The sequence below is a fragment of the Luteibaculum oceani genome (genome assembly GCF_007995015.1).
GTDB classification, from domain to species: domain Bacteria; phylum Bacteroidota; class Bacteroidia; order Flavobacteriales_D; family Luteibaculaceae; genus Luteibaculum; species Luteibaculum oceani.
Genome location: NZ_VORB01000003.1, coordinates 50,561 through 75,137 on the forward strand (window position 1 = coordinate 50,561; position 24,577 = coordinate 75,137).

Sequence of the window (24,577 nt, forward strand, 5' to 3'; positions counted from 1 at the left end):
TTTATTTAAAACGCTTTATGGCACCTGACTTTACTCGAGCCATGTAGTCTTTTAAGTCGTTTTTAACCTCTCCAGACATAATTACCAATCCGGCAATGTTTGGGAAAGCCATTCCTAGAATCATTAAATCTGAAAAGTCTAGCACTGCACCCAGTCCTACAGAAGATCCAATAATTACGAAACCGCAGAAAATTACCTTATAGATTAGCTCTACTTTTTTACTATTTCCGAACGCAAAGGTCCAAGCCTTTAGTCCGTAATAGGACCAACTGATCATTGTAGAGAATGCAAAAAGCAGGATTGCCACCATCAACACCCATGAAAACCAAGGGAATACTTCACTAAAGGCAGCGGAAGTCAATTCCGATCCATTTAAACCACTAGTTCCATCAGCATAACCGGTGAATACTAAAACCAAGGCTGTCATGGTACAAACCAATACCGTATCTACAAATGGCTCAAGTAATGCTACTATTCCTTCACTAACAGGCTCATCGGTTTTAGAGGCGGAGTGAGCGATGGACGCAGAACCCACACCAGCTTCATTGGAGAATGCTGCTCTTTGGAAACCAATTATCAATACTCCGACTATACCACCACGAATAGCTGGTGCTTCGAAAGCTCCAGAAATAATTTCGCCGAATACATCACCTATATTTCCGAAGTTCATGAAGATAATAATCAGGGAGAATAGAACATATATACCACACATAAATGGTACAATCTTGTCGGTAACACGTGCAATACTTTTAACACCACCAACTATAACAATAAAGACAAGAGCAGATAAAATTACCCCAAACCAAGTTCCATAACCAGCTAAAGAAGGGAACTGGTTACTTACCTGAGCAAAAGCTTGGTTGGCTTGGAACATGTTACCTCCACCGAAAGAAGCTCCAATACACAGTATGGTAAACAAGACCGCAAGCATCTTCCCCAACTTACCTAGGTTTCTTTTTTCTAAACCTTTTGTTAGGTAATACATCGGACCACCTGAAACTTCACCAGCTTCGTTGATTTCACGGTATTTAACCCCAAGTGTACATTCCACAAATTTGGAAGCCATACCCATTAATCCAGCTAATATCATCCAGAAGGTGGCTCCTGGACCACCAAGAGAAATTGCTACGGCAACCCCTGCTATGTTTCCTAATCCCACCGTTGCAGAAAGCGCAGTTGTTAGGGCTTGAAAGTGCGAAACCTCACCTTTGTCATTCGGATTATCAAATTTTCCTTGTACCAGTTCTATAGCATGTTTTACTCCCCTGAAATTGATAAACTTCATGCGAATTGTAAAGAACAAAGCCCCACATACTAACCAAATAACAATGATTGGAACTCCTTGAGATTTCTTGTCGCCATTAGGATGAAAAACCGGTTTGGGTTCGTGTAATTTCACCAATCCCAGAAGGGTTGGTCCAACCTTTACTTCCTCTTCCTGGGTTTCTTGATTTCTAATTACACCACCTTTAGGGATAAGAATTTCGAGAATTCCATTATGCTGAGCATAAACAGAATCAATCTTCCCAGAACCTCTTTTTACAGTTGCTAGGAACTGACCTTCTTTAACGTCTGCTCCATCGGCAACAGCCCAATCTTGCAGATACATTTCTTCGATATTATCGTTTGCCCAGAAAGGCGGAATAACACGTTCTTCTTCCTGCAACACCTGCGGATCTCTGATCCCCAAAGCATCTAACGGATCCCAGAAGAACACCGTGGTCATGGCATTAACAATGGGAACAAAGGAAGAGTTTAACCACTCTGGTGCAGAGGTAGTGCTTACTACGTCAGAAAGGCTTTGCTTATTACCCTTTGCATCAGTAACCGTTAAAGTAAATGCCGACCCTTCGGTAATTCCCCAACAAGAATCGGATGTTAACGGAACTGATTGCACCGACCACTTATACTGATAGGGAGCAACTCCACCAGAAACGATAGCAAATGCCTTGGCATTGTTAATTTCTCCATTAGGATTTACCTTTTCAACCCTTACTTTTAACGGCTCTGCGCTTAAATTAAAAATTGATAAAATTGATAAAACGACAACTCCACAAAGTGCCTTTAAATTCATATGGTTTTTATTTGAAGGATTCAAAAATATAGCTTAGCTAATGGATAGCTTAGTTTTTGTTTTTAAAATCTTGGATTTGCAGCTTGGTTTGAGTTAAAGCATCTCTCAAACTATGGGGGCGATAATTTAAAAATTCTCTTGATTTCGATAGGTCAAAACCTGTTTTAGGAGGACGGGGTGCTTTATCACTAAATGCTTGGGATTTGGACTTATTTATAAGTTCCTTCTCGTGCCCAAATACATCGGCAACCAAAATCGCTAAATCGTAAACAGAAATATATTCTGGCCCTGAAACATTGAACACACCCTCGGCATTTAAACTACAGGCATTTAGGCATGCATGCGCTAAATCGTCCGCGTAGGTTGGCATTCGGAATTGGTCGTCGACCATATTCACCGCTTGTTTTTTACCCAAAGTATCGTTTAGCCACAGAATAATATTCGTCCTTGACAAGTTAGGCACGAAACCGTAAACCAGTATTGTTCTTAGGATGGACACCCTTTTGTATGTTGAACTTTGCAGGACCTTTTCGGCCTCTAGTTTACTTTCTCCATAGTAATTAACTGGATTTGGAGCATCATCCTCTTTATAAATCCCTTTACTTCCATCAAAAATAAAATCGGTGGATATATGGGAAAGGTAAATGTTATGGGATTGACAGATTTCGAGAAGATTTCTAACTCCGTCTACATTAATTGTCCAACAAAGCTCCTTGTTATCTTCGCATACATCTACATGGGTTAATGCGGCTGTATTAAGTATTGCATCTGGCTTAAACTCATGAACCAACTCCTCTATCTCCGCTTTATTGGTTATATCTAGCGACTTATATTTTACGGCTGGTAAGTTGTATAACCTGCTTTCTCCTTTAGATGTGGCAAGTACATCGATATTTTGCTCTAAACAAAGGTGCAGGAAACGTTGTCCGAGCAAACCATTTGCCCCAGTGACTAGAATTCGCATATTTAAATTTTTGCGATTTGGTTCTTAAACTCCGTAACCACATCGTGGTTGGCAATGGCGAATAACTTCTCCCCTTTTTCGACCATCAAATCTTCTTTGGGAGAAATTAGAATATCTCCATTGGCTTTTTTAACACCCAGAAGAGTTACATCAGCTGTTAAATCTTTAAGTGCCCCAAATGAGGTGCTTTCGGATCTACTATTAAAATCGATTTCCACCAAGCTTGGGCTATTGGGTTTATGTATGGATAGTTGATCGATAAAATCTACCGTATCTGGATTTAACACCAAAAGCGCCATATGGGCACCCCCCAGAGAATCTGGCATTATTACGTTTGACGCACCTGCAACACGCATCTTTTTTACAGATGGGAAACGAGAAGCTCGTGCAATAATTTTAACCTTTGGATTAAGCTCTCTCGCACTTAGAACGACATATAAGTTGTCGGCGTCATTAGGTAGCGTTGTTATTACGGCTTTTGCCTTTTCAATACCCGCCTCCTTAAGAATTTCATCCTTAGTAGCATCACCATAAACAGGAATAATCCCCCCGCGCACATCGTTAAGGTTAAAGATTTCCTGTTTGGTTTCCACTACTACAAAGCGCTCTTTATTTTGTTTTAGCTCGGTAACAACTTGTCTTCCTACCCTACCATAACCACAAACTATGATATGATTATCTAACTTTTCTATCATGCGCTGTTTTTTAATTAATCGAGTGTAGCGTTTATACTCACCATTTACAAGATAACTAGTAATGGAACTGATTGCATAGGCAAAGGTACCGAAGCAAATAAGTATAATAAACGATGTAAATACTTTACCCGCTACAGTTAGTGGGGCCACTTCCCCATAACCCACGGTGGAAACCGTTATCAAAGTCATATAAAAGGCGTCGAGCCAATCGTATCCTTCGATAATTCTATACCCAAGTGTTCCAATAATAAAAACACCGGCCAGCAGGCTAAGCGAGTAAAATAGTCTAGAAAAAATTTGAAATCTGGTCCTCAAATTCCTCAGTTTACAATTCCCAAATGGAACCTTTTTTGGAGCGGAATTTAAAATATTCTTTGTGTTCTAGGATAAATGCCATGATTAAATATATCAGCAAAGGCGAACCAAGGGTAATAAATGAGAAATAAATAAAATTAAGCCTAACCTTTTGAGAAGAAATTCCAAGCTTTTCTCCCCACCAGGCACACACGCCAAAAGCTTGTTTTTCGAAGTAGTTTAATATCTTATTTATCATCTCTATTTAACTAAGGACGGCATTTCCGATTGCACAAGATAAACATTTACTTTGAGAGCAATAGGTGTTGTAAAGATGATATAAACTTTGGGATTTTCCTGCAGTGTTATTCTCAAATCCAGCAGATTGCATTACCCGTAACACTTTATTGTCCTCACCAGGCAAGCGATTTAAGATGTCGCTAACCCACTCAAAAGATGCACCACCTGTTCTTCTTTTGTAGTAAAAGACAAAAGGAACAAAAACATTAATTAACAAATGCTGAAAAAAGCCATCGGAAATCCACTTCACCTTGTGGTCTGATTCAACTCCAAATCGATAATGATTATTCCAATAAACGGATGCTTTTACGCTAAGCAATTGTTTTAGTGCCTTAAAATCTGGAGTGTAATTTGGCAATTGAAGGAAGTCGCCAGATTTAGCAATTACCGCTGCAAATTGGGCTATGCGAACATCGGGAAAATTGGCAGGCCTCAACCTCATATAATTCCAACTACCCACCGAAATTTCCTCTAAACCATACTTAGATTTCAAGTGAGAATACCTATGCAACAAACCTTGAGCATAAGTATCATCCTGATTATTAAGCAATCCTGCTACCCCAAAAAGCAACGCTTCTATGTCTGCTAATTTATCTGCGTGTTTAAGTACAATTTTTAAGGGTAGGTTTCTGGTTAATAAATCGAATCCCGTTTCATTAATTTTCTGACCAAAGCCTTTTGCCATCAGTCGATAAAACGACTCGTTTAAATTAGACCTGAGGTTAAGGTAATCGTCTTGAATGGATTTAGTTTTATGCTCTAGCCGCTCCACCAACATTCTATTCAACCAGGCGGAAACGATAAAATCGTCTAACTCATCTACTCTGGTTTCGCAGGGGATAAATTGATAGGGTAATTGCAAATTTTGATAGTTCTCCAGGGTAATATCCGATACCAGCGATTTTATCTCAAGCGTTGGTACGGAAGATAATTCTGGAATTTCAATATCATTTTCCCAGACCACATGTAGAATTAAATTATTGTATTTGGGATCGCCTTTGTGTTGATGTTTTATCCAGTCTGAAGCTTTACAGTGAATTTCTACTGAACCATGCCAAGTTCTGCCATCCACCTCAATTTCAGAATGCAAAAAATCGGGACCAGCATTGCTATTTAAAATACCTGGTTTCTTCACTGTAATGCGTTCTCCATTTACTCCTGGCAAAGTAGTAGAAGTAAACCTACGATGTTTCCATACGTAAAAGATGAATTCCTCGGAGATTTTCATGGCTGGGGCTTGGGTAAACTAAGATAACACTTTAATCAAATCTTGAAAACCACTGGATGAAGCCCCATTAAAATGAGCCAAACTGATATAAAAAAAGCCCTTTACATAAGGGCTTTCATTTCGTTTCTCAATTTTTCTGCTGCACTATGAACAGCTTTTTCATCTCCGGCATAAATTATACCTCGGGACGAATTAACCAGAAGTCCAATGTCTGGATTTTTGCAATGTTGCCAAACATCCTCTAAACTTCCGCCTTGAGCACCAACACCTGGCACCAAAAAGAATTGATTTGGCGCTGCTTTTCTGGCCTTTGCTAATGTTTCGCCTCGTGTTGCTCCAGCCACGAACATAATTCGATCTGAATTATCCCATGAAATAGCGTGTTTAATCACTTTTTCGAATAATAAATCTGAAGAGTTAGCAATGGGTTGAAACTGGAAATCCACAGCCCCAGGATTTGAAGTTATTCCTAGCACTATAGCCCATTTATCTTCGTACTTTAAAAAGGGCGTTACCGAGTCTTTTCCCATGTAGGGGCTCAAAGTAACTGAATCAAAATTCAGCCATTCGAAAAAGGTTTTGGCATACATTTCTGCAGTATTGCCAATATCTCCTCTTTTAGCGTCGGCAATGGTAAATATGTTCTTGGGAATGATCTCCATTGTTCTTTGAAGACTTTCCCACCCTTTAGGTCCAAGACTTTCATAAAACGCAAGATTAGGCTTATACGCAACCGCAAAATCGGAAGTCGCCTCGATAACCATTTTATTAAAGGCAAAAATGGGATCGGCCTCCTTCTTAAATTGATCTGGGATTTTTTGAATATCTGTGTCCAGTCCTACACAAAGGAACGACTCCTTATCCCTGATATTTTGTATTAATTCAGTTCTTGTCATTAAACCATATTATTATCTAAACCAGCTTTTAGCTTCTCCATGTTATCCGCCAGTTTAAGCGCCTCTAAAATCTCTGTAATATCACCATTCATGATATTATCTAGGTTATAAAGCGTTAAGCCTATTCTGTGATCGGTACATCTTCCTTGTGGAAAGTTATACGTTCTAATTTTTGCCGATCTATCTCCGGTAGAAACTTGTGATTTTCTTTCTGCCGCCTGCTCCTGCTCTCTTTTAACAACTTCCGCTTCGTAGAGTTTTGTTCGAAGCATTTTTAAAGCCTTTTCGTTGTTTTTAATCTGAGAGCGCTCATCTTGGCATTCTACAACCGTATTCGTTGGAATGTGTGTTAAACGAACGGCAGATTCAGTTTTATTTACGTGCTGACCACCCGCTCCTGATGCTCTAAAGGTATCCTTCTTTACATCAGCCATATTCAGTTGAAAATCGATTTCTTCGGCTTCGGGTAACACTGCAACCGTTGATGCCGAAGTATGCACTCTTCCCTGAGACTCTGTTTTCGGAACTCGTTGTACACGATGTACTCCAGATTCGTACTTCATCCAGCTATACACATCGTCGCCAGAAATTTGAAAGGAAACCTCTTTGTATCCACCCGAAGTACCCTCGTTGACATACATGATTTCTTGTTTCCAACCTCTTTTTTCAATGAAGTACGAATACATTCGGAATAAATCTCCGCAGAAAATACTGGCTTCATCTCCTCCGGTACCTGCTCTAATCTCCATGATAACGTTCTTGTTATCATCGGGATCTTTGGGAATAAGCATGAACTTAATTTCATCATCAAGCTTTTCCTTTTGCTCCTCAAGATCTTTTAACTCCATTTCGGCCATTTCCTTAAACTCTGGATCGGTTTCGGTGGATAAAATCTCTTTAGACGAAGCTATATTGTCGATTACGTTTTTGTACTCATCGTACTTTTTAACGGTCTCTTCCAGATCTTTATATTCTTTACTAAGCTTGGCATAGCGGCTATTATCGGCAATGATATCGGGATCGACAATCATTTTACCAACCTCTTCCCACTTCTCTTTAATCGCTTGTAACTTGTCGAGTAATTGACTCATTATTTCAATTCTTAATAATCAAAATTTCCTTTTTCACCTTGGATGCTGAGACTTTTGCCTCCTTTACCAGGTTCTACTCTTCCCACAATTTGTGCATCCACATTAAAGGATTTAGAAATCTCTATTATGGATTGCGCTGTGGTTTCATCGGTATACACCTCCATGCGGTGCCCCATGTTAAATACCTGATACATTTCGCGCCAATCGGTATGACTTTCTTCCTGTATCATTTTAAATAAGGTAGGAATAGGAAACAGGTTATCTTTCACGATATGCAGATCATCTACAAAGTGTAAGATTTTTGTTTGTCCACCTCCACTGCAGTGCACTATACCATCGATTTTGTCCTTGTGCTGATTAAGTATTTCAACAAAAATCGGAGCATAGGTACGTGTAGGTGAAAGCACCATTTTTCCTGCATCCAAAGGAACTCCATCTACCTTTTCTGTAAGCGATTTCCCTCCCGAATAAACCAGCTCTTCCGGAACCGCAGGGTCGAAACTTTCAGGGTATTTTTTAGCTAATTCCTTTGCAAACACATCGTGGCGAGCGGCAGTTAATCCATTACTTCCCATACCGCCGTTGTATTCCTTTTCGTAAGAAGCCTGCCCCGAAGAACTTAAACCAACAATTACGTTACCCGCTTTAATGTTTTTATTATCTACCACAGCTGATTTTGGCATGCGGCAGATTACGGTAGAATCCACAATAATGGTTCTTACAAGGTCACCTACGTCGGCGGTTTCTCCTCCAGTAGAATAAATGCTTATCCCCAATTCTCTTAGGTCTGAAAGTAACTCTTCTGTACCTTCTATTATGGCTTTAATTACCTCACCTGGAATTAGGTTTTTGTTTCTACCAATCGTAGATGAAACCAAAATATTTTGGGTAGCTCCAACGCAAATTAAATCATCGAGATTCATGATAAGCGCATCCTGAGCAATCCCTTTCCAAACGGATAGATCACCGGTTTCCTTCCAGTACATGTATGCCAAACTAGATTTGGTTCCGGCACCGTCAGCATGCATTACCGTACAGTGTTCCTCGCTCCCTGCTAGGATATCTGGAACTATTTTGCAGAAGGCTTTTGGGAACAACCCTTTATCTATGTTTTTTATCGCAGCATGAACATCTTCTTTTGCTGCAGAAACTCCTCTTAATTTGTATTTCTTATCCGCTTCCATAAATGAAAAAAGGCAATCCCGCATTAAATGCAGAACTGCCGTAATATTTTAGTTAAACAAGCTACTTATTCCCCGACTCAATTTTGTCTTTTGGAACGTAGTCGAAATTTAAAACCACAAACTCTGTTCTTCTATTCTGTTGGTGCGCCAATTCCTTGGCCTCGTCAGTAGGATAGTATTTAATTTCTTCATCGGTAATTCTTGGATCTGTTTCCCCAAATCCTTTGGCAACCATTCTATCGCGGGCAATGCCCTTAGATACCAAATAATCGATACAAGATTGTGCTCTTCTTTGCGACAGCTCCATGTTGTACTTATCATCTCCGCGGCTATCGGTATGTGCTCTTAGCTCAATAACGGCAGTTGGGTTGTCTACAAGAATCTTGTATAAAAAGTCTAGTGAATCTTTCGATTGTGGTAACAAAGTCGCTTTATCCAACTCGTACAACACTTCTGGAAGCTCAATCGCCTTGTTAGGGGGTGAGAATTGAAGTAAAAAGTCTAAAACAAAGGTCATGGACTCCTGAGCCCCAACTGTAGATATTCTATCCTTGGCTATCAGGTAATCTTGCTTGCGCACTGATATAGAGTAGTTTACATCTTCGTTGATATAACGTTGAAGTCCATTTTCTCCAAACGCATAGCTCCCCATTGCGTCAGTGATAGCCGAAAAAGCCGATCCGTCAGATCCGGTAACTTCAACCGTTACACCCTCTATTGGCTGACCAGATTCTCTATCCATAACCGTTCCTTGAAGTGCAAAGACCATTGGTGGATAGTAGAACGAATAAATATCGTCTTTACCTCTTCCTCCCTCGCGGTTTGAAGAGAAAAATCCTTCTTTTTTGGTTTTGTTGAATACGATACCGTAATCATCGAAGCTAGAGTTCATTGGAGCTTTTAAGTTTTCTGGATCGCCCCATCTAAATTCTCCGATAGACTGCGAAACAAAAATGTCTAGTCCGCCCATTCCAACATGACCATCCGATGAGAAGTATAAAGACCCGTCATCGTGAAGGAAAGGAAACAACTCTTCTCCTGGCGTATTGATTTTAGGACCTAGATTTTTAGGCTCAGACCATTCCTTAGCTTTTTTATCGTAAACGATCATCCAAAGATCGTTTCCACCTTGACCACCTTCTAAATCAGAGGAGAATACCAACACTTCCTCTTTCTTATCAACAGTAGGCTGTCCTACGGTAAATTTCTCCTGACCTTCTTTTTTAAGCTCTACTTTGGTGATGTTACTCACCTTCCCACCCACATAGGTTGCTTTCATAACATTACAACCCACCTTTTCTTTTTTCTCAATTGGGCAGCGAGTAAAATAAATGGTATTTCTTTTGGCGTTTAACTCCGCAGATCCTTCATTAACCTCGGTATTAATGGTTGGATCTAGTAAAGCGGGTTCGGACCACCTTCCTTTTCTATCCTTTTCTGTAAACCACAGATCTTGAAAATTCTCTCCCGTCCTTACATCAATATCCTTACCTGTAGAACCTTCTCTGGAGGAAGTAAAAACTAGCGTAGTATTTCTCTTATCCAGGAAACTGGGATCCATATCCATACTCGATGAGTTAATAACCTCCTCATTGGTTACCACCCAACGGGTTGGTTTGTCGCCCCATTCCATTGCTGCTTTGGCAGATTTTATTCCATTTGCTCCAAGCACGCTATTGGGTTCTGCACTTTGAAAATTCTCAAATTGCTCTATTGCTTCTTTGTATTTCTGTTCCTTCAGCAGCATAGTCCCCAAGTGGTAATAATGCATGGGGTCGTTGTGTTTAGCCTTGATAGACTTTTGGTACCAATCTTTAGCATTCTCGGTATCGTTTACCAAACGGTAACACTCTGCAATTTGAAATACAATTCTCGCCTTTTGCACGGGAGATGGTTCCTTTAAAAAAGCCTCTCTATATGCTTGAACAGCTTCTTGATATGCTTCTTGCTCAAAAAGTTCGTTAGCCTTTACTGTAGCTTTACTTTGACCTAAAAGCGAAAAACCAAGAAATAACAAGGGGATAAGCCCCAATAAATTTTTCATAGTTCCGAACGGAATTAATTGTAGCTGCGAATTTAAAATTCTATAGGCATAAACAGAAAAGACTTGAAATTATTGGGGGGTGATTTTCGTTTAGTGGAAGATTTTGATCAAAATGCAAGCGGGTTAGACAAACCTTTTTTATAGATCTCGGCGCTCAATCATGAATCCCTAAAGCTGAAAAAACTCAAAAAAGTTTGTTTTAGCAATGCAACTTCTTAAAGAAAAAAGTAAAAAAAGTAGCGGTAAGGTAAGGTAAGTTTACCAGAATACTGCAATCATAATCCCATGCGTCATTTACTTACCCTTACCACCTTTTTACTTATAACAGCAACGGCTCAGGCACAAATGGGCAAAAAACTGAATTATAATTTTTCCGTTTTTACCGGTGTTACTGGACTTGAAAATTCTGATGTACCCAGTGAAATATTTTCATGTTATCAAACCGAATCAAAAGGCTCAATAGGTGGACAGTTTAATGTTGCCTTTCCTATAACGAAGAACATTGAAATACAAAGCGGTATAGGCTACCACTCCTTTGGTTACAAACATGAATACGAACTTCACCCCAACTTTATTGATCCTCGTAAGGGATTTATTTTTCCACAAGGCGAACAAGGAGAAGAATTTTATGAAAAACGAAGTTTTCATTTTATTCAAATCCCGCTTGTTTTTAATTACAATTTCCACCTAAAGAATGACAACCAAATCACCACTGGTCTTGGAGTAGCTGCAAACCGACTATTATACACCTATGACAAAGGTGCAAGCAACAATTATAAATGGGAACGAAGAAAAGACAAGGAGCGATATAATTCGGGCCTTGGTTTAAGTGTAAAAGCTCATATTCTGTTTACCTCCACAATTTTCAAGACCTGGAAAGTATCTTTTGGACCTGAATTCGAACAGTTTGTTAATCAACCGATCAGAACGGAACGAGATAATGATGATGAAGTACTATTCAATCGCGCCGGATTAAAAATAGTTATGCATTTGTGATATTAAAACCTTTAAAAGCAAAAAAACCCGGTCCAAATGGATCGGGTTTTTCATTGTCAGTTATTTTAAGCAGCTTATCTAGCAAATAATAACTCTCTAGTTTTTGGAAGTGGCCAGTACTCGTCGTCAACAAGGATTTCAAGTTTATCAACATGATAACGAATCTCATCGAAATGTGGCTTAACATTATCACAGTACGCTATAGCCATATCCCTTGCGCTCTCTAGCTTATTTGCCTTTTTGCGCTCTTCAATCATTTCATCTACCCCCTTCTTAACCGCATTTACATGCATGGTAATTTCGCGAATAAGGGTTAACTGAGTTGAAGCCATTTTTTTACCATCTCCAGAACCGTAGATGTCCATCAACCCTTTCACATTTTTAATCAGCTCATTCTGATATTCAAAAACTTTAGGCATGATGTGGTTCTGAGCAAGATCTCCAATGATTCTTGACTCAATCTGGATTTTGCGGGTGTAGTTTTCAAGGTTAATTTCATGACGAGCATGTAGTTCTACCTTAGAGAAAACCTCAAGATCTTCGAACAGTTTAATGGTCTCATTTTTAACCATTACGTCTAAAGCTCTTGGAGTATCTTTAATATTGGATAATCCTCTTTTTTCTGCTTCCTTCACCCACTCATCTGAATATCCATTTCCTTCGAAACGAATGTTTTTAGAAGCTTTGATTAACTCTTTAATCTCCTGAAGAATAGCGACATCCTTTTTAGTTCCATCTGCAATTCTTGCGTCTACTTTTGCTTTAAAATCGTTTAATTGATTTGCCACAATTGTATTAAGTGCAATCATAGCCTCGGCACAATTGGCTGTAGATCCAACGGCTCTAAATTCGAATTTGTTACCGGTGAATGCGAACGGAGATGTTCTGTTTCTGTCGGTATTATCAAGAAGTAGTTCTGGAATCTTACCGATGTTAAGTTTCAACTCAGTTTTATCTTCTGGGCTTGGATGAGCTAACGAATCATTGTGCTCAATATCGTCTAACAATTTACTAAGCTGAGAACCGATAAAGGTTGAGATTATTGCAGGAGGTGCTTCGTTTGCTCCTAAACGGTGATCGTTAGAAGCTGAAGCAATACTTGCTCTAAGGATATCTGCATTATCGTGAATCGCTTTAATAACGTTTACGAAGTAGGTTAAAAACACCATGTTGGTTTTTGGTGTTTTCCCTGGAGCCAAAAGGTTTACACCGGTATCGGTACTAAGTGACCAGTTATTGTGTTTTCCAGAACCGTTTAATCCAGCGAAAGGCTTTTCGTGAAGTAAAACGTGGAAATAATGCTTAGTAGCGGTTTTCTTAAGCACGTCCATCAACAATAAGTTGTGGTCGTTTGCTAAGTTGGCCTCTTCGAACATTGGAGCACACTCAAACTGTCCAGGAGCAACCTCGTTATGTCTGGTTCTTACAGGAATTCCTAGTTGTAATGCCTGAGTTTCGAAATCCAACATAAAGGCTTTTACCCTTTGCGGGATAGAACCGAAGTAGTGATCATCAAGCTGCTGACCTTTTGCTGGGATGTGCCCGAAAAGAGCTCTACCAGCCAACATAAGGTCGGGACGAGCATTGTAAAGTGCAGAGTCCACTAAAAAGTACTCCTGCTCCCATCCAAGAGAAGCGGATACCTTCTTTACATTTTTATCGAAATATTGAGCGACAGAAGTTGCAGCCTTATCTACTGCATGAAGCGCTTTTAAAAGAGGCATTTTATTATCCAACGACTCGCCTGTGTATGCGATGAAGATAGTTGGAATACAAAGTGTATCCTCAAAAATGAATGCTGGAGAAGAAGGATCCCAAGCGGTATATCCTCTAGCCTCGAAGGTATTTCTAATTCCACCATTTGGGAAAGAAGAAGCATCTGGCTCTTGTTGTATTAATAGAGAACCATCAAACTTCTCGATAGCACCACCATCCCTAGTTGGCTCGAAAAAAGAATCGTGCTTTTCGGCGGTAGCGCCTGTTAATGGCTGAAACCAGTGGGTATAATGGGTTACCCCTTTTGCCATTGCCCATGCTTTCATGGCAGATGCAACTTGATCTGCTACGCTGCGCTCAATACGTGCTCCTGTTTCCACGGAAGCCATAATATTTGCAAAGGCTTCTTTAGAGAGGAAACCTTTCATGGTATCTAATTTAAATACCTCAGTTCCGAAATAATCAGAAATTTTATCCGAAGGAACGGAAACATCAATAGGTTGTCTGCGCAACAACTCTTCTAAAGCAAGAAAACGAAATCTGGACATGATTTTTAATTTTTACCGGGGCAAAGGTAATTTTTTTAGGGGTCAAAATGAATTTTTTCACTTTTTCCGTTAACACCCCTTGAAAAATCAAGGGCAAAGCTCAAAAAATTAACATTCTGGTAATAATACCCCTTTAAAAACCGCCTTAAGGTGGTTTTATTTTTAAATCTATCTTTTGGAAATGAAAAAGCTAATCGGTTGGGGGATAATAATTACCCTCATTTTCGTTTTGGGCTGTAAAAGTGAACCCGAGCAAGCCAAGACTTATGTAGTTGCCTATAATGTATGGGCGCCAGATAGCATCTATGAGGATAATTATGAAATTTTCAGCATAGATTTAAATGGCAACCAGAAAAAAAATCTAACCAACCACGGTGATGTGGCATGGACCTACATGGCTGTAGGGGATGAGATTTATTTCATTTCGGATAGAGACACCTGTTATCGTTGCTTTTATCTCTATCGAATGAAATGGGATGGCAGCAATCTGGAACAAGTATCCAACATTAGGTTAAGGGATAGCTGGATGGGAAGCAGAAAAAATGGGGAAGAGATAATAGTAAATCCTCATCCAACGGTAGATAGTTGCTTTTACATTTTAAATAAAGCTGGATTCTTAATTTCCAAAGTTTGTCATGGATTAGCCTACGCAAACGACCCTTGCTTTTCTCCCGATGGTGATAAAATTGTTTTTAGAGGCTCCAAAATTCCATTTAAAAAGAATTCTGACTACAAGGATGAACTTTTTATTATGGATGCAAATGGGCAAAATGTTAAACAACTTACTTCATACCCCACTAGTGATACCACAGCAAAATGGCACAATTATCATGCAGGACCGCCACGATGGCATCCAACCGAAAATTTCATTTCCTATCAAAGCAAACAAAACGGTAAGTACTCCTTATTTGCAATAAAACCAAAGGGTGGGAAGAGTTGGAAACTGACCGAACAGTCTTTTCAAGAAGGCTGGCACGACTGGAGTTCAGACGGCAAATGGTTGGCCGTTGAAAGTTTTGATTTGGCGGGCGAGGACTTTAATATCCACCTAATTAATTGGAAGACGAAAGAAATTAAAATATTAACGGACAGCAGTTATAGATACGAACAAGCTCCGGTGTTTGTAGAAATTCCTAAAGCCCAGTCTGATCTTTGAATCGATCTTTTAGTTCTCCGGTTTCTTTTTCTACGTCTTTTTGAATTTTATTAAAATCCTTTTTTACCTCGTTAGCCGAAGACTGGATATCATCTTGAATAGACTGCGTAGCATCGCGCATTTGGCGTATAGCTCTACCGAAAGTTCTGGCAAAGGATGGAATTTTATCTGCTCCGAAAAAGATGAGGATAAAAAGGAAAACCAGAATGATTTCTCCCCCCGAAATGCTATTTAGAAATAAGTAGCTCATAAATCTTGGGCAAAAGTACAATAAAAGAGAGGGGATTCAATAACGGAAAAGTGGGTTCAAGATAATTTATTTGATGAAGGATGAGGGATGAAGAGATGAAGGATGAAAGGATTATAGATAATTGCTATTGGCGTAGGTTTTACATGTTCCTACCAATTGATTTGCTCCGCGTTTCACAATATTCGGAGCGCGCAGGCTAATCCCTGACTTAGGCAATGAAGTCGAAGGCAACGGGGATCACATTGAAGAAATTGGATTGTGGTAAAAACAAAAAAGGCCCGAGAAAATCTCGAGCCTTTTTTTATTTGTGTAATTACTTAATTATTTCTTGTCTTCCCAGTCTGCTTTACTTAGGTCTACCACAGATGGAGACGCAATGCAAAGTGATGAGTAAGTACCAAAGAATACACCTACCATAAGGGCGAATACAAATCCTCTAATTGATTCTCCACCGAAAATGAAGATCATTAATAACACGATAAAGGTGGTTAACGAGGTGTTGATGGTTCTGCTCAATGTAGAGTTAAGTGCCTTGTTAATGATAGTAAGCTTATCTTGAGATTTACGCTCTCTTAGGTACTCTCTAATTCTATCGAATACAACCACGGTATCGTTAATTGAGTAACCAACTACCGTTAAGATTGCAGCAATAAACGCTTGATCGATCTCTAAAGAGAAAGGTAAAATACCCCAAAGAAGCGAGTAGAAAGAAAGTACCAAAATTACATCGTGGAACATTGCCAATAATGCACCAAGACCAAACTGCCACTTTCTAAATCTAAATACGATGTAGGCGAAGATGATAATCAAAGAGAACACAATGGCTAAAATTGCAGATTGCTCAATATCATCTGAAATGGTAGGATCTACTTTTCTCGATTCTTCAATTGAGTAACTATCAGAGATTCTTGCTAAACCTGCATTTAACTTCTCTTCTGCCAATTTATCAGCTGCAGCATCGTCCTCATTAATTAAGTAGTTGGTGGTAATTTTCACCTGGTTTCTAGCTCCAAGGGTTTTTACTTCTGCTGTTGCATCACCAAACTCAGCGCTCAATTCCTTTCTAATTGGATCTAACTCAACAACATCGTCAAATTTAACCGTGTAAGTTCTACCTCCAGTAAAATCAACACCAAAGTTTAATCCTCTTGTTGCGAAAGAAATACATCCAGCTAAGATAAGTACCCCAGAAATGATGTAGAATTTCTTACGGTTGGCTACAAACTTGTAATCTGCATTTGCAAACCAGTTCTGAGTGATTTTGCTTGAGAAAGACATTGGCTTCTTAGCCTCTGCTCTAGCTGTAAAGATCAATCTTGTAATAAAGATTGCAGAATAAAGCGAAGTGAAAATACCAATGATTAAGGTAGTAGCGAACCCTTTAATTGGTCCCGAACCAAATACTGCAAGAACAATTGCAGTTAACAAGGTAGTAAGGTTGGCATCGATAATAGCCGCATATGCTTTTTTATAACCATTGCTTAGTGCTGCTTTTAAACCAGCCCCACCTGCTAATTCTTCACGAACACGCTCGTAAATAAGTACGTTGGCATCTACCGACATACCAATAGTTAATACGATACCAGCGATACCAGGAAGTGTTAGCGATGCTCCTAAAGAAGCAAGTGCTCCAATTAATAAGAATAAGTTGGCGATAAGTGCAATATCTGAAACAACCCCTGCTCCACGGTAATAGAACACCATGTAGAAAAGGATAATAACAAAGGCAATAATGAACGACATGAAACCAGCGTCGATATTCTTCTGCCCTAAAGAAGGTCCTACAACAGACTCATCAACAATAGAAGCAGGAGCAGGAAGTGCACCAGCCTTAAGAATGTTAGCTAAATCTTCTGCCTCGGCAATTTGCTCTGCTCTTGTAGCTCCAGATCCCATTGAGATACTAGATTGTCCGTTAGGAATTTCACCCTGAACAACTGGTGCAGACTGAACAGTGTTATCTAAAACAATAGCAATAGGCTTTCCGATGTTCTTTTTGGTCATATCTGCCCATTTAGAAGCACCTTCACCATTCATTTGCATAGAAACCTCAACATCTCCTTTAAAGTCGAAATCTTGACGAGCGTCTACAATAACAGAACCATCAAGTGGAGCCTTACCATCTCTAGTGGTCACTTTAATAGCACTAAGGGTAACAAAATTGTTAGCGTCAGCCTTAGAACCCCACATAAACTTAAGATCGCGTGGGAAAATCTTTTTGGCTTCGGCATGCTTTAGAGCTTTATTTACCGCTGCGGTATCTGTAGATTTAGCAAAACCAACAGTAGATCCATCCATTAACTGAAGTTGCCCGTTTTGACCACGGAAAACTGCAGGTTGAAGAAACGAGAAAATAGGATTCGCCTTTCTTGCTTCTTCATCAGAAATTTGATCTTGTGGGTTATTACCTGCCACAGCATCAGCTTCAGCAGAATCTGAACCAGCTAAAAGCGCCTCTAAATCTTCGTCAGCTGCTGCTGATACAGCAGCAGCGTCTTCAGTATTTTGAGCAGTTAATAGTGAATCTGCTTTAGAAAGTCTTTCGTTTAACTCTTCGATTAACCCAGGATACTCGGCGCGAGAAATTGCCTCGTTAGCACGGTTTAAAAGTGGATTAACCTCTGCATTTTGATAGGTTTCCCAGAACTCTAAGTTTGCTGTACTCTGAAGTACTTTTCTTACACGGTCCTTATCCTTAACACCAGGAAGTTCTACAAGGATTCTTCCTGAGTATTGTTGCTTTTGGATGGTCGGCTGAGTAACTCCAAACTTATCGATACGAGTTCTTAAAATACGCTCGGTATTATCAATAGCAGTTTGAGCTTCTAACCTAAGTGTTTCGATGATTTCATCGTTGCTAGCATCTCTAGGGAATTTGTCTTTGTTATCTCTAGAGTGGAAAATAGCAGCCAACTTTCCTTCTGGTGCAACTTCGCTGTATGCGCTCTCAAAAAGCGTAATGAAATCGTCTTGAGAATCTGTTTGACGATCTCTTGCCAATTCAATTGCTTGTTTGAATTGCTCATTATCGCTGTTTCCGCTAAGAGCTACTACCAGTTCAGGAATAGAAACCTCCAAAGTAACTGCCATACCTCCTTGAAGATCCAGACCTAGATTTAACTCCATTTCTTTTGCTTCGCTGTAGGTATACCCGAAAACAGGATAAATCTCCTTGTTTCCATTGTCTTTTAAGAACTTATCTGCGTAGTAGTTCTTAATTGAATCGGCTTGTCCTATGGATAATTCCTGACCCCCTGCTCTAACAGAATCAACTTTACTTTGAGCGAACTTTTGTGCCTTCTTTTCGTATGAAGAAGTTACCCATGAAAATGAAATCTGATAAAGACATGCTAACCCTAATAAAATGGTTAGCAGCCATACTGCACCTTTATTTTGCATTTTTGTCGTTAACTATTGAGAACTCGTCTCGTTCGATTTTTAGGCGGCAAATATAGGATATAAGGTTTTAATAACAACCGATGGGTTTTACACAATATTTAAACTTTAAAGCTCCAATGATTCCTTTCTTTTTGGGGCTATTTTTTATTTCTGGATACTGTGCAGGGCAAAGCACCAACCTTAAACCAAATTTTAATTTTTCGGTAAATCTGGATGGGTCCACCCTGGCTTCGCCATTTTTTGGCGGTTTTCTAAACCCTCAATTTTCACCCTGCGATTACGATGCTGATGGCACACAAGACCTCTTTGTTTTCGACCGTTCCAACCAAAGATATTATGTCCTTCTAAAAAAGAATAACCAGTATGTACCACAGCAAATTTCAATTGATAATATCTCTCTAACTGATTGGGCCTTGCTAAGGGATTTTAATTGCGATGGTATAGTAGATTTATTTTATGGAAAAGAGGGAAAGGTTCTTGTAAGAGAAGGAAAGCAATCCAACCAACAAATAATATTTGACAGGGAGGAGCGCATTTTAATGAGCCGCTATAATTTAAGCACCCAATCCTTTACCGCACCCATTTTTGTGAATGCCATCGACATTCCTCTTATTGAGGATAGTGATGGTGATGGCGACCTGGATATATACAGTTTTTCATCATCAGGTACTCGAGTGGAGTTCCATAAAAATTTCGCCATGGAAGAAAATGGAAGCTGCGATTTCGATTTTTCTATTGAAAGTGGTTGCTATGGCTTTTTTTTAGAATCTGGAGATAGTGGAGCATTAGATTTAGGTATAGAAAAGTGCCCACTAAGTGTAATTAGAAGATCGAATTTAAAACACAGTGGTGGCACCCTTTTTCGACTGCCTTGGAACGGGAATCTATTACTAGGGGAATTAGAGGTAGATGAGCTAACCGAGGTGGATTTGGTGAAAAATAGCGCGAACTTAGATTCAGCAATAGCTACAAAATCATTCTTACCCGGGGGAACAGAGCTTCCTTCATTTCCGTCGGCATACCATTACGCCACCAATTCTGTAAATAAGATTTTGCTCTCCAGTAACTCACTGAAACGAAATAAGCTACTTGGGAAAATTGCTATTGCTAGTTTCGAAACCGACACTACCCTTCTCGACACTAACTATTTCTTAGAAAAGGAGGGGTTGGATTTTGGTTTAGATCCCATGCCCTTCACTGTAAATGGCAGTAGTTTTATTTATGCACGCCCTTCTGAAACCAATGGTACTGGTTCCATATTCCAGCTCAAATTTGAAGAAGAAGCAATTCTAATTAGCCTAAAATCTAATATCTCCACCCAAAGGCTGGATAGCCTAAACCCTACCTCTATTACATACAACACCACAAAAAAGAGTTTATGGGTTTCTTCAGGACAAGGTAAACTCTTTGAATTCTCAGGGGTGGACAGCAATCTAGCCCTTGCTTCCCCTTCACTAAAATGGCAAAACCAGGATGGCTCCCCTATTTATATCACCAATTATGATTTCGATAACAATTTAGATGAAGACTTATTGGTGGCGGAGCGCAATGGTGATTGTAAAATATTTTTCAATGGGAATTTTCAATCGCCATACGCCGTTCCCAATCTTAAATTAAGCCTTGAGACGGAAATATTTTCTATTCCAAAACCATGTATTTTAGCAAATAAGGAAATATGGTTTGCCTTCGCCAATGGAGAGAGCTGGGGATTTAAAATTTCACCTCTCCCTCCCTATATATTTCCAAACCCTTTAAAAACCTCTAGCAATAGTTTTATAGGTCGAAATCACCGGTTAATTCAATTTAATGAGGGGCCTGTTTTAGCCAGCTTGTATACAGGTGGAATTGCGCCTTTACATGAACTCCCAAAAACAAATGGCACAGTAGCTGACATTGTGGTTTATCCCAATCCAAATAAGGGAGCATTAAATTTTACAGTGGAATTACAAAAATTGGAAATATTCGACCTCCAAGGTAAGTTGATATATAAGCATATCGACAATGATGGATTTAGCCGTTTAGAATTATCCCTAAATAATGGACTATACTTAACCAGAGGCTGGATTCTGGGACAATCAACTCCATTCCTAAAAAGAATAATCATTGCACATGAAAACTGACATTCTTCTGATTGACGGACACTGTGTTCTTTGTTCCAATCTAGCGAAATGGATTGCAAAGAATACAAATGGTAAGGCATTTAAAATAGGCGCCTTGCAAGATGAAGAGCTATTTAACCACTATGGATGGAAAAGTACTGAGGACCTAAAAAGTGTAGTCTATGTAACAAAATCGGGAGAGTGGTTGGAAAGAAGCAATGCAATTATTGCGCTTTCCAAAGGATTAAATCAGCCATACAGATTCTTGGGGAATCTGCTAAAAATATTTCCCCGAGCATTGAGAAATTGGGTTTATGATATAATAGCTTCTAGCAGGTACAGATGGTTTGGCAAAAAGGAAGAATGCGATTTACCAAGCGAAGCCCTAAGGGATATAGAAATAAAAAAGCCCTTCGGTTAGGAAGGGCTTTTTTAGTATCGTTTTAGCTAGCCGATTAAGCAGTAGCTTGTAATAAACCATTGGTTTTAGAAACTGCAGCTGCAGACTCCTTAAGATTATCCATCTCGGCATCGTTCAATTCAATCTCAACGATTTCCTCGATACCATTCGCACCGATAATTGCAGGAACACCGATAGCGATATCATTTAAACCGTACTCTCCTTCAAGTAGACAAGAGCAAGGGAACATTTTCTTAGAATCGGTAGCAATAGCATGTACCATAGATGCAACTGCGGCACCTGGCGCATACCAAGCAGAAGTTCCTAACATTTTAGTAAGCGTTGCACCTCCTACTTTAGTTGCCTCTTTTACCTCGTTTAGTCTGTCTTCTGAAATGAATTTAGAAACAGGAACAGAATTTCTTGTAGCCAATCTGGTTAACGGAATCATTCCGGTATCGCTGTGACCACCTATTACCATTCCATCGATATCTGATTGTGGACAACCTAAAGCTTCAGCCAAACGATATTTAAATCTCGCTGAATCAAGAGCACCACCCATTCCGATGATTCTATGCTTAGGAAGACCTAAAGATTTGTGCGCAAGGTAGGTCATGGTATCCATTGGGTTAGAAACCACAATAATGATGGCGTTTGGAGAATGCTTAATAATATTTCCAGCTACTTCTTTTACGATCCCAGCATTAATACCAATTAATTCTTCGCGAGTCATTCCTGGCTTACGAGGAATACCTGAAGTAATTACTGCAACTTCGCTACCTGCAGTTTTACTGTAATCGTTGGTAGAACCAGTAATTTTAGTGTCGAAACCATTTAAAGAGGCAGTTTGCATAAGGTCCATTGCTTTTCCTTCTGCAAAATTTTCTTTGATGTCTACTAAAACAACTTCAGAAGCGAAGTCTTTCATAGCGATATACTCGGCACAACTTGCTCCAACAGCACCAGCACCAACAACAGTAACTTTCATAATATTAAGTTTTTATTCAAATTCGTGCCCAAAGGTAATGAACCCCATCTTTCTAACCGGTATCATGACATAAATTTTGCAAATGCAATTTTTGAATGGCAACCGCTTCAATTAGAAAGCGTCAAAGGAATAGTAAAATATGGTAAGCCTGAGTAAGGAGTTAAGGGAGGCAATAGAAGGTTGTTGTAACAACGATAGGAAGTCGCAGGAATATATCCATAGAAGATATTACCAAACCTTACTTCCCATTTGCTTGCGTTATACGCGAAACATGGATCAGGCAGAGGATATTTTACAAAATAGCTTTATCAAGATATTTAACAGTATTGATAGATATGGCTACAAAGGTTCTTTCGAAGGTTGGCTAAAGCGGATTGTGGTAAATACATCCATCGATTTTCATCGGAGCAGAAAGAGTGACTTTCTACTATTGCCCGAGGATAAGCAAATGGAAGACTTCGATCGCGAAGAAGAAGGAGATGAAGAGTGGAATTATCCCTATTCTCCCAAACAGGTTATGGAGGCTATACAACAGCTTACCCCTGCATACAAAATGGTATTTAACCTCTATGTGATTGAAGATTACACACACAAGGAGATTGCCGACATGCTGGGAGTTAGTATAGGAACTTCAAAATCTAACCTCCTAAAAGCTAAAGCCAGATTGAGAAAGATCCTTGAAGAAAACTTTGAGAAGACTGAATTGTAAATGAGCAAGTTCGAAGAATACATTAAAAAATCAGTGGACCAATATGAGGTTGATTACAACCCAAACCACTGGTCGAAAATTGAGAGCCAACTCTCGGTGTCATCCGGAGGTGGCCTTGGCAAGAAGATTGCCATCGGTTCTGCTATTGTTATTACGGCTGCTTCTGTAGCGTATTTTGGATTTGACTCTAAGGAGAATACAATTCAACTACCTACTCCTATTCAACAGGAGCAAAGCCAAGAACCAATTATAGAAAGCAGCACCAAAAAACCTGAGGCAGTTATTGAAGACAAAGTGCCAAATGAGGTTTCGAAAAATTCTGTTGAGAAAGCTGCTAAAAACACTGCTTCTAGCGAAAAGCTTGAGAAGGCTACCCCCATGGAAAACGCCTATGAAAAGCCTGTCAACCAGCAGCCGATAATTGAAACGGTTTCCTCAGACGATTTAGATTTCACCATCGGATTAACTCGCAAGGAGGTTTGTGTTAAAGAAGCAATTGGTTTTACAGCTAATATTGACGAACCAGTAAGCTATAAATGGACTTTTGGAGATGGAAATAGCTCTAGCCTTCCAGAGCCAAAGCACCAATATAAAAAGGCAGGAAAATACTCCGTTAGCCTAGAGGTAACTTCGCTTATTTCTAATAAGACAAAACGGGTGATTGCTGGAGAGCCGATTATAGTAAATCCACAGCCTCAAGCTGACTTTGACTATACTATAGTTCCACCTGAGGATTTCGCTCAAAAGGTTGAGTTAAAATCATCCTTTGCAGATTACAAGCACATCGAGTGGATATACAATGACAAAATCTGGATGCAGCCTACTTTAGAATTAGATCTTAACAACAAAGGAAATTATCCAATAAAACTGGTTGTAGCCAACAACTTTGGATGCTACGATACTATTGTAAAAGTGGTTAGAGTAGAGAACGACTACAATTTGTTAGCTCCAAATGCATTTACTCCAGATCAGGACGGAATTAATGACGTCTTCTTGCCAAAAGCGCTTGAAAACAGCCATCTACCATACAAGTTAGAAATCTATGAAGTAACATCAGGAAAACTGATTTACAAAGACAACCAAGACGGAAGAGGTTGGAATGGAATTAACATGACTACCGGTACACTGGCTAATCAAGGTGACTACGCCTGGACAGTACGTCTAACCAAAGAAAACGGAGAAACCGAAATATTTAAAGGTACCCTAAAACTATTGCGACCTTAACTTTACCTCGCAATGCTCATCACAAGAAAAAGCCGCATATGCGGCTTTTTTTATTCCCATAAATTCTGTGTTAACAGTCCAAGAAAGGACTTGAACTTTATTAGCTAAAACTTATTCGGAATAAACTATTAGTAGGGGACAAACATCAAAATTTCTAATTTTACCTTGCTTCATGATTAAATCATAAGCCTAAAAAGTAAAATTTGCCATTTCCCGATCTTCCTTCTACCATTGCCCAATTTTAATTAGGGGACTGGATTTGAGCAAATATTAAACCCCAGATTTCCCGTCTGGGGTTTTCTTATGTCCAAAAAAAAAAAGC

19 protein-coding genes are annotated in these 24,577 nt (G+C 39.4%); 6 read left to right on the forward strand and 13 right to left on the reverse strand.

Going from position 1 to position 24,577, the window contains the following annotated elements:
- Window position 1 precedes the first annotated feature (1 nt).
- The 9 genes from FRX97_RS03710 to FRX97_RS03750 all read right to left on the reverse strand — a co-directional run bounded on the left by FRX97_RS03710 (window position 2) and on the right by FRX97_RS03750 (window position 10,770).
- Window positions 2-2,074 carry an alanine/glycine:cation symporter family protein gene (locus FRX97_RS03710; protein WP_147013529.1) on the reverse strand — a complete coding sequence of 691 codons (2,073 nt, stop codon included), beginning with the start codon at window positions 2,072-2,074 and terminating at the stop codon, window positions 2-4.
- Between the two features lie 49 nt (window positions 2,075-2,123).
- Window positions 2,124-3,038 carry an SDR family oxidoreductase gene (locus tag FRX97_RS03715; protein ID WP_147013531.1) on the reverse strand — a complete coding sequence of 305 codons (915 nt, stop codon included), beginning with the start codon at window positions 3,036-3,038 and terminating at the stop codon, window positions 2,124-2,126.
- A 2-nt stretch (window positions 3,039-3,040) separates the two neighbouring features.
- Window positions 3,041-4,048, reverse strand: coding sequence for a potassium channel family protein (locus FRX97_RS03720; protein WP_147013533.1), 1,008 nt, complete (start codon window positions 4,046-4,048; stop codon window positions 3,041-3,043).
- A gap of 10 nt (window positions 4,049-4,058) precedes the next feature.
- Window positions 4,059-4,286 carry a PspC domain-containing protein gene (locus tag FRX97_RS03725; protein ID WP_223266556.1) on the reverse strand — a complete coding sequence of 76 codons (228 nt, stop codon included), beginning with the start codon at window positions 4,284-4,286 and terminating at the stop codon, window positions 4,059-4,061.
- A 6-nt stretch (window positions 4,287-4,292) separates the two neighbouring features.
- Entirely contained in the window at window positions 4,293-5,555 is a 1,263-nt protein-coding gene (locus FRX97_RS03730) for a DUF2851 family protein (RefSeq protein ID WP_147013535.1), read from the reverse strand.
- Between the two features lie 101 nt (window positions 5,556-5,656).
- A complete protein-coding gene (gene pyrF, locus FRX97_RS03735) occupies window positions 5,657-6,451 on the reverse strand; it encodes an orotidine-5'-phosphate decarboxylase (protein ID WP_147013537.1) in 795 nt (264 codons plus the stop codon).
- Complete coding sequence (gene prfA / locus FRX97_RS03740; protein ID WP_147013538.1) at window positions 6,451-7,542, reverse strand: peptide chain release factor 1; 1,092 nt, start codon at window positions 7,540-7,542, stop codon at window positions 6,451-6,453. Before prfA ends, pyrF begins: the two co-directional genes overlap by 1 nt.
- A gap of 11 nt (window positions 7,543-7,553) precedes the next feature.
- Entirely contained in the window at window positions 7,554-8,726 is a 1,173-nt protein-coding gene (locus FRX97_RS03745) for an AIR synthase related protein (protein ID WP_147013540.1), read from the reverse strand.
- Between the two features lie 61 nt (window positions 8,727-8,787).
- Window positions 8,788-10,770 (reverse strand): OmpA family protein, encoded by a 1,983-nt coding sequence (locus FRX97_RS03750; protein ID WP_147013542.1) that lies wholly within the window; start codon window positions 10,768-10,770, stop codon window positions 8,788-8,790.
- Window positions 10,771-11,055: 285 nt separating this feature from the next.
- On the opposite strand from FRX97_RS03750, the gene FRX97_RS03755 reads away from it, so the two are divergent.
- Window positions 11,056-11,766: an outer membrane beta-barrel protein gene (locus tag FRX97_RS03755; RefSeq protein ID WP_147013544.1), complete on the forward strand. Its 711-nt coding sequence runs from the start codon at window positions 11,056-11,058 to the stop codon at window positions 11,764-11,766.
- A 74-nt stretch (window positions 11,767-11,840) separates the two neighbouring features.
- Here FRX97_RS03755 and FRX97_RS03760 read toward each other — a convergent pair whose 3' ends face one another.
- Window positions 11,841-14,030: a glutamine synthetase III family protein gene (locus FRX97_RS03760; RefSeq protein WP_147013546.1), complete on the reverse strand. Its 2,190-nt coding sequence runs from the start codon at window positions 14,028-14,030 to the stop codon at window positions 11,841-11,843.
- A gap of 181 nt (window positions 14,031-14,211) precedes the next feature.
- Here FRX97_RS03760 and FRX97_RS03765 point away from each other — a divergent pair, with 181 nt between their 5' ends.
- Complete coding sequence (locus FRX97_RS03765; protein WP_147013548.1) at window positions 14,212-15,186, forward strand: TolB family protein; 975 nt, start codon at window positions 14,212-14,214, stop codon at window positions 15,184-15,186.
- Here FRX97_RS03765 and FRX97_RS03770 read toward each other — a convergent pair.
- Window positions 15,164-15,436, reverse strand: a complete 273-nt coding sequence (locus tag FRX97_RS03770) for a Sec-independent protein translocase subunit TatA/TatB (protein WP_147013550.1) — start codon at window positions 15,434-15,436, stop codon at window positions 15,164-15,166. The genes FRX97_RS03765 and FRX97_RS03770 overlap by 23 nt on opposite strands.
- A 321-nt stretch (window positions 15,437-15,757) precedes the next feature.
- Complete coding sequence (gene secDF, locus FRX97_RS03775) at window positions 15,758-18,835, reverse strand: protein translocase subunit SecDF (RefSeq protein WP_147013552.1); 3,078 nt, start codon at window positions 18,833-18,835, stop codon at window positions 15,758-15,760.
- 80 nt (window positions 18,836-18,915) lie between these two features.
- On the opposite strand from secDF, the gene FRX97_RS03780 reads away from it, so the two are divergent.
- Together FRX97_RS03780 and FRX97_RS03785 are read left to right on the forward strand one after the other, a co-directional pair.
- Window positions 18,916-20,955, forward strand: a complete 2,040-nt coding sequence (locus FRX97_RS03780; protein ID WP_147013555.1) for a T9SS type A sorting domain-containing protein — start codon at window positions 18,916-18,918, stop codon at window positions 20,953-20,955.
- Window positions 20,945-21,355: a thiol-disulfide oxidoreductase DCC family protein gene (locus FRX97_RS03785; protein WP_147013557.1), complete on the forward strand. Its 411-nt coding sequence runs from the start codon at window positions 20,945-20,947 to the stop codon at window positions 21,353-21,355. Before FRX97_RS03780 ends, FRX97_RS03785 begins: the two co-directional genes overlap by 11 nt.
- A 34-nt stretch (window positions 21,356-21,389) precedes the next feature.
- Here FRX97_RS03785 and mdh read toward each other — a convergent pair whose 3' ends face one another.
- Entirely contained in the window at window positions 21,390-22,322 is a 933-nt protein-coding gene (gene mdh / locus FRX97_RS03790) for a malate dehydrogenase (RefSeq protein WP_147013559.1), read from the reverse strand.
- Between the two features lie 139 nt (window positions 22,323-22,461).
- On the opposite strand from mdh, the gene FRX97_RS03795 reads away from it, so the two are divergent.
- On the forward strand, window positions 22,462-23,031 hold the full coding sequence (locus FRX97_RS03795; RefSeq protein WP_147013560.1) for an RNA polymerase sigma factor: 570 nt from the start codon (window positions 22,462-22,464) through the stop codon (window positions 23,029-23,031).
- Window positions 23,032-24,255: a PKD domain-containing protein gene (locus FRX97_RS03800; RefSeq protein WP_147013562.1), complete on the forward strand. Its 1,224-nt coding sequence runs from the start codon at window positions 23,032-23,034 to the stop codon at window positions 24,253-24,255.
- Window positions 24,256-24,577 lie beyond the last annotated feature (322 nt).

Coding starts and splice junctions, on each gene's coding strand:
- FRX97_RS03745 (WP_147013540.1), bottom strand. CDS start 8,726: ATGGAAGCGGATAAGAAATACAAATTAAGAGGAGTTTCTGCAGCAAAA.
- FRX97_RS03750 (WP_147013542.1), bottom strand. CDS start 10,770: ATGAAAAATTTATTGGGGCTTATCCCCTTGTTATTTCTTGGTTTTTCG.
- FRX97_RS03800 (WP_147013562.1), top strand. CDS start 23,032: ATGAGCAAGTTCGAAGAATACATTAAAAAATCAGTGGACCAATATGAG.
- FRX97_RS03755 (WP_147013544.1), top strand. CDS start 11,056: ATGCGTCATTTACTTACCCTTACCACCTTTTTACTTATAACAGCAACG.
- FRX97_RS03725 (WP_223266556.1), bottom strand. CDS start 4,286: ATGATAAATAAGATATTAAACTACTTCGAAAAACAAGCTTTTGGCGTG.
- FRX97_RS03710 (WP_147013529.1), bottom strand. CDS start 2,074: ATGAATTTAAAGGCACTTTGTGGAGTTGTCGTTTTATCAATTTTATCA.
- FRX97_RS03760 (WP_147013546.1), bottom strand. CDS start 14,030: ATGTCCAGATTTCGTTTTCTTGCTTTAGAAGAGTTGTTGCGCAGACAA.
- FRX97_RS03765 (WP_147013548.1), top strand. CDS start 14,212: ATGAAAAAGCTAATCGGTTGGGGGATAATAATTACCCTCATTTTCGTT.
- prfA (WP_147013538.1), bottom strand. CDS start 7,542: ATGAGTCAATTACTCGACAAGTTACAAGCGATTAAAGAGAAGTGGGAA.
- secDF (WP_147013552.1), bottom strand. CDS start 18,835: ATGCAAAATAAAGGTGCAGTATGGCTGCTAACCATTTTATTAGGGTTA.
- mdh (WP_147013559.1), bottom strand. CDS start 22,322: ATGAAAGTTACTGTTGTTGGTGCTGGTGCTGTTGGAGCAAGTTGTGCC.
- FRX97_RS03770 (WP_147013550.1), bottom strand. CDS start 15,436: ATGAGCTACTTATTTCTAAATAGCATTTCGGGGGGAGAAATCATTCTG.
- FRX97_RS03730 (WP_147013535.1), bottom strand. CDS start 5,555: ATGAAAATCTCCGAGGAATTCATCTTTTACGTATGGAAACATCGTAGG.
- pyrF (WP_147013537.1), bottom strand. CDS start 6,451: ATGACAAGAACTGAATTAATACAAAATATCAGGGATAAGGAGTCGTTC.
- FRX97_RS03780 (WP_147013555.1), top strand. CDS start 18,916: ATGGGTTTTACACAATATTTAAACTTTAAAGCTCCAATGATTCCTTTC.
- FRX97_RS03795 (WP_147013560.1), top strand. CDS start 22,462: ATGGTAAGCCTGAGTAAGGAGTTAAGGGAGGCAATAGAAGGTTGTTGT.
- FRX97_RS03715 (WP_147013531.1), bottom strand. CDS start 3,038: ATGCGAATTCTAGTCACTGGGGCAAATGGTTTGCTCGGACAACGTTTC.
- FRX97_RS03785 (WP_147013557.1), top strand. CDS start 20,945: ATGAAAACTGACATTCTTCTGATTGACGGACACTGTGTTCTTTGTTCC.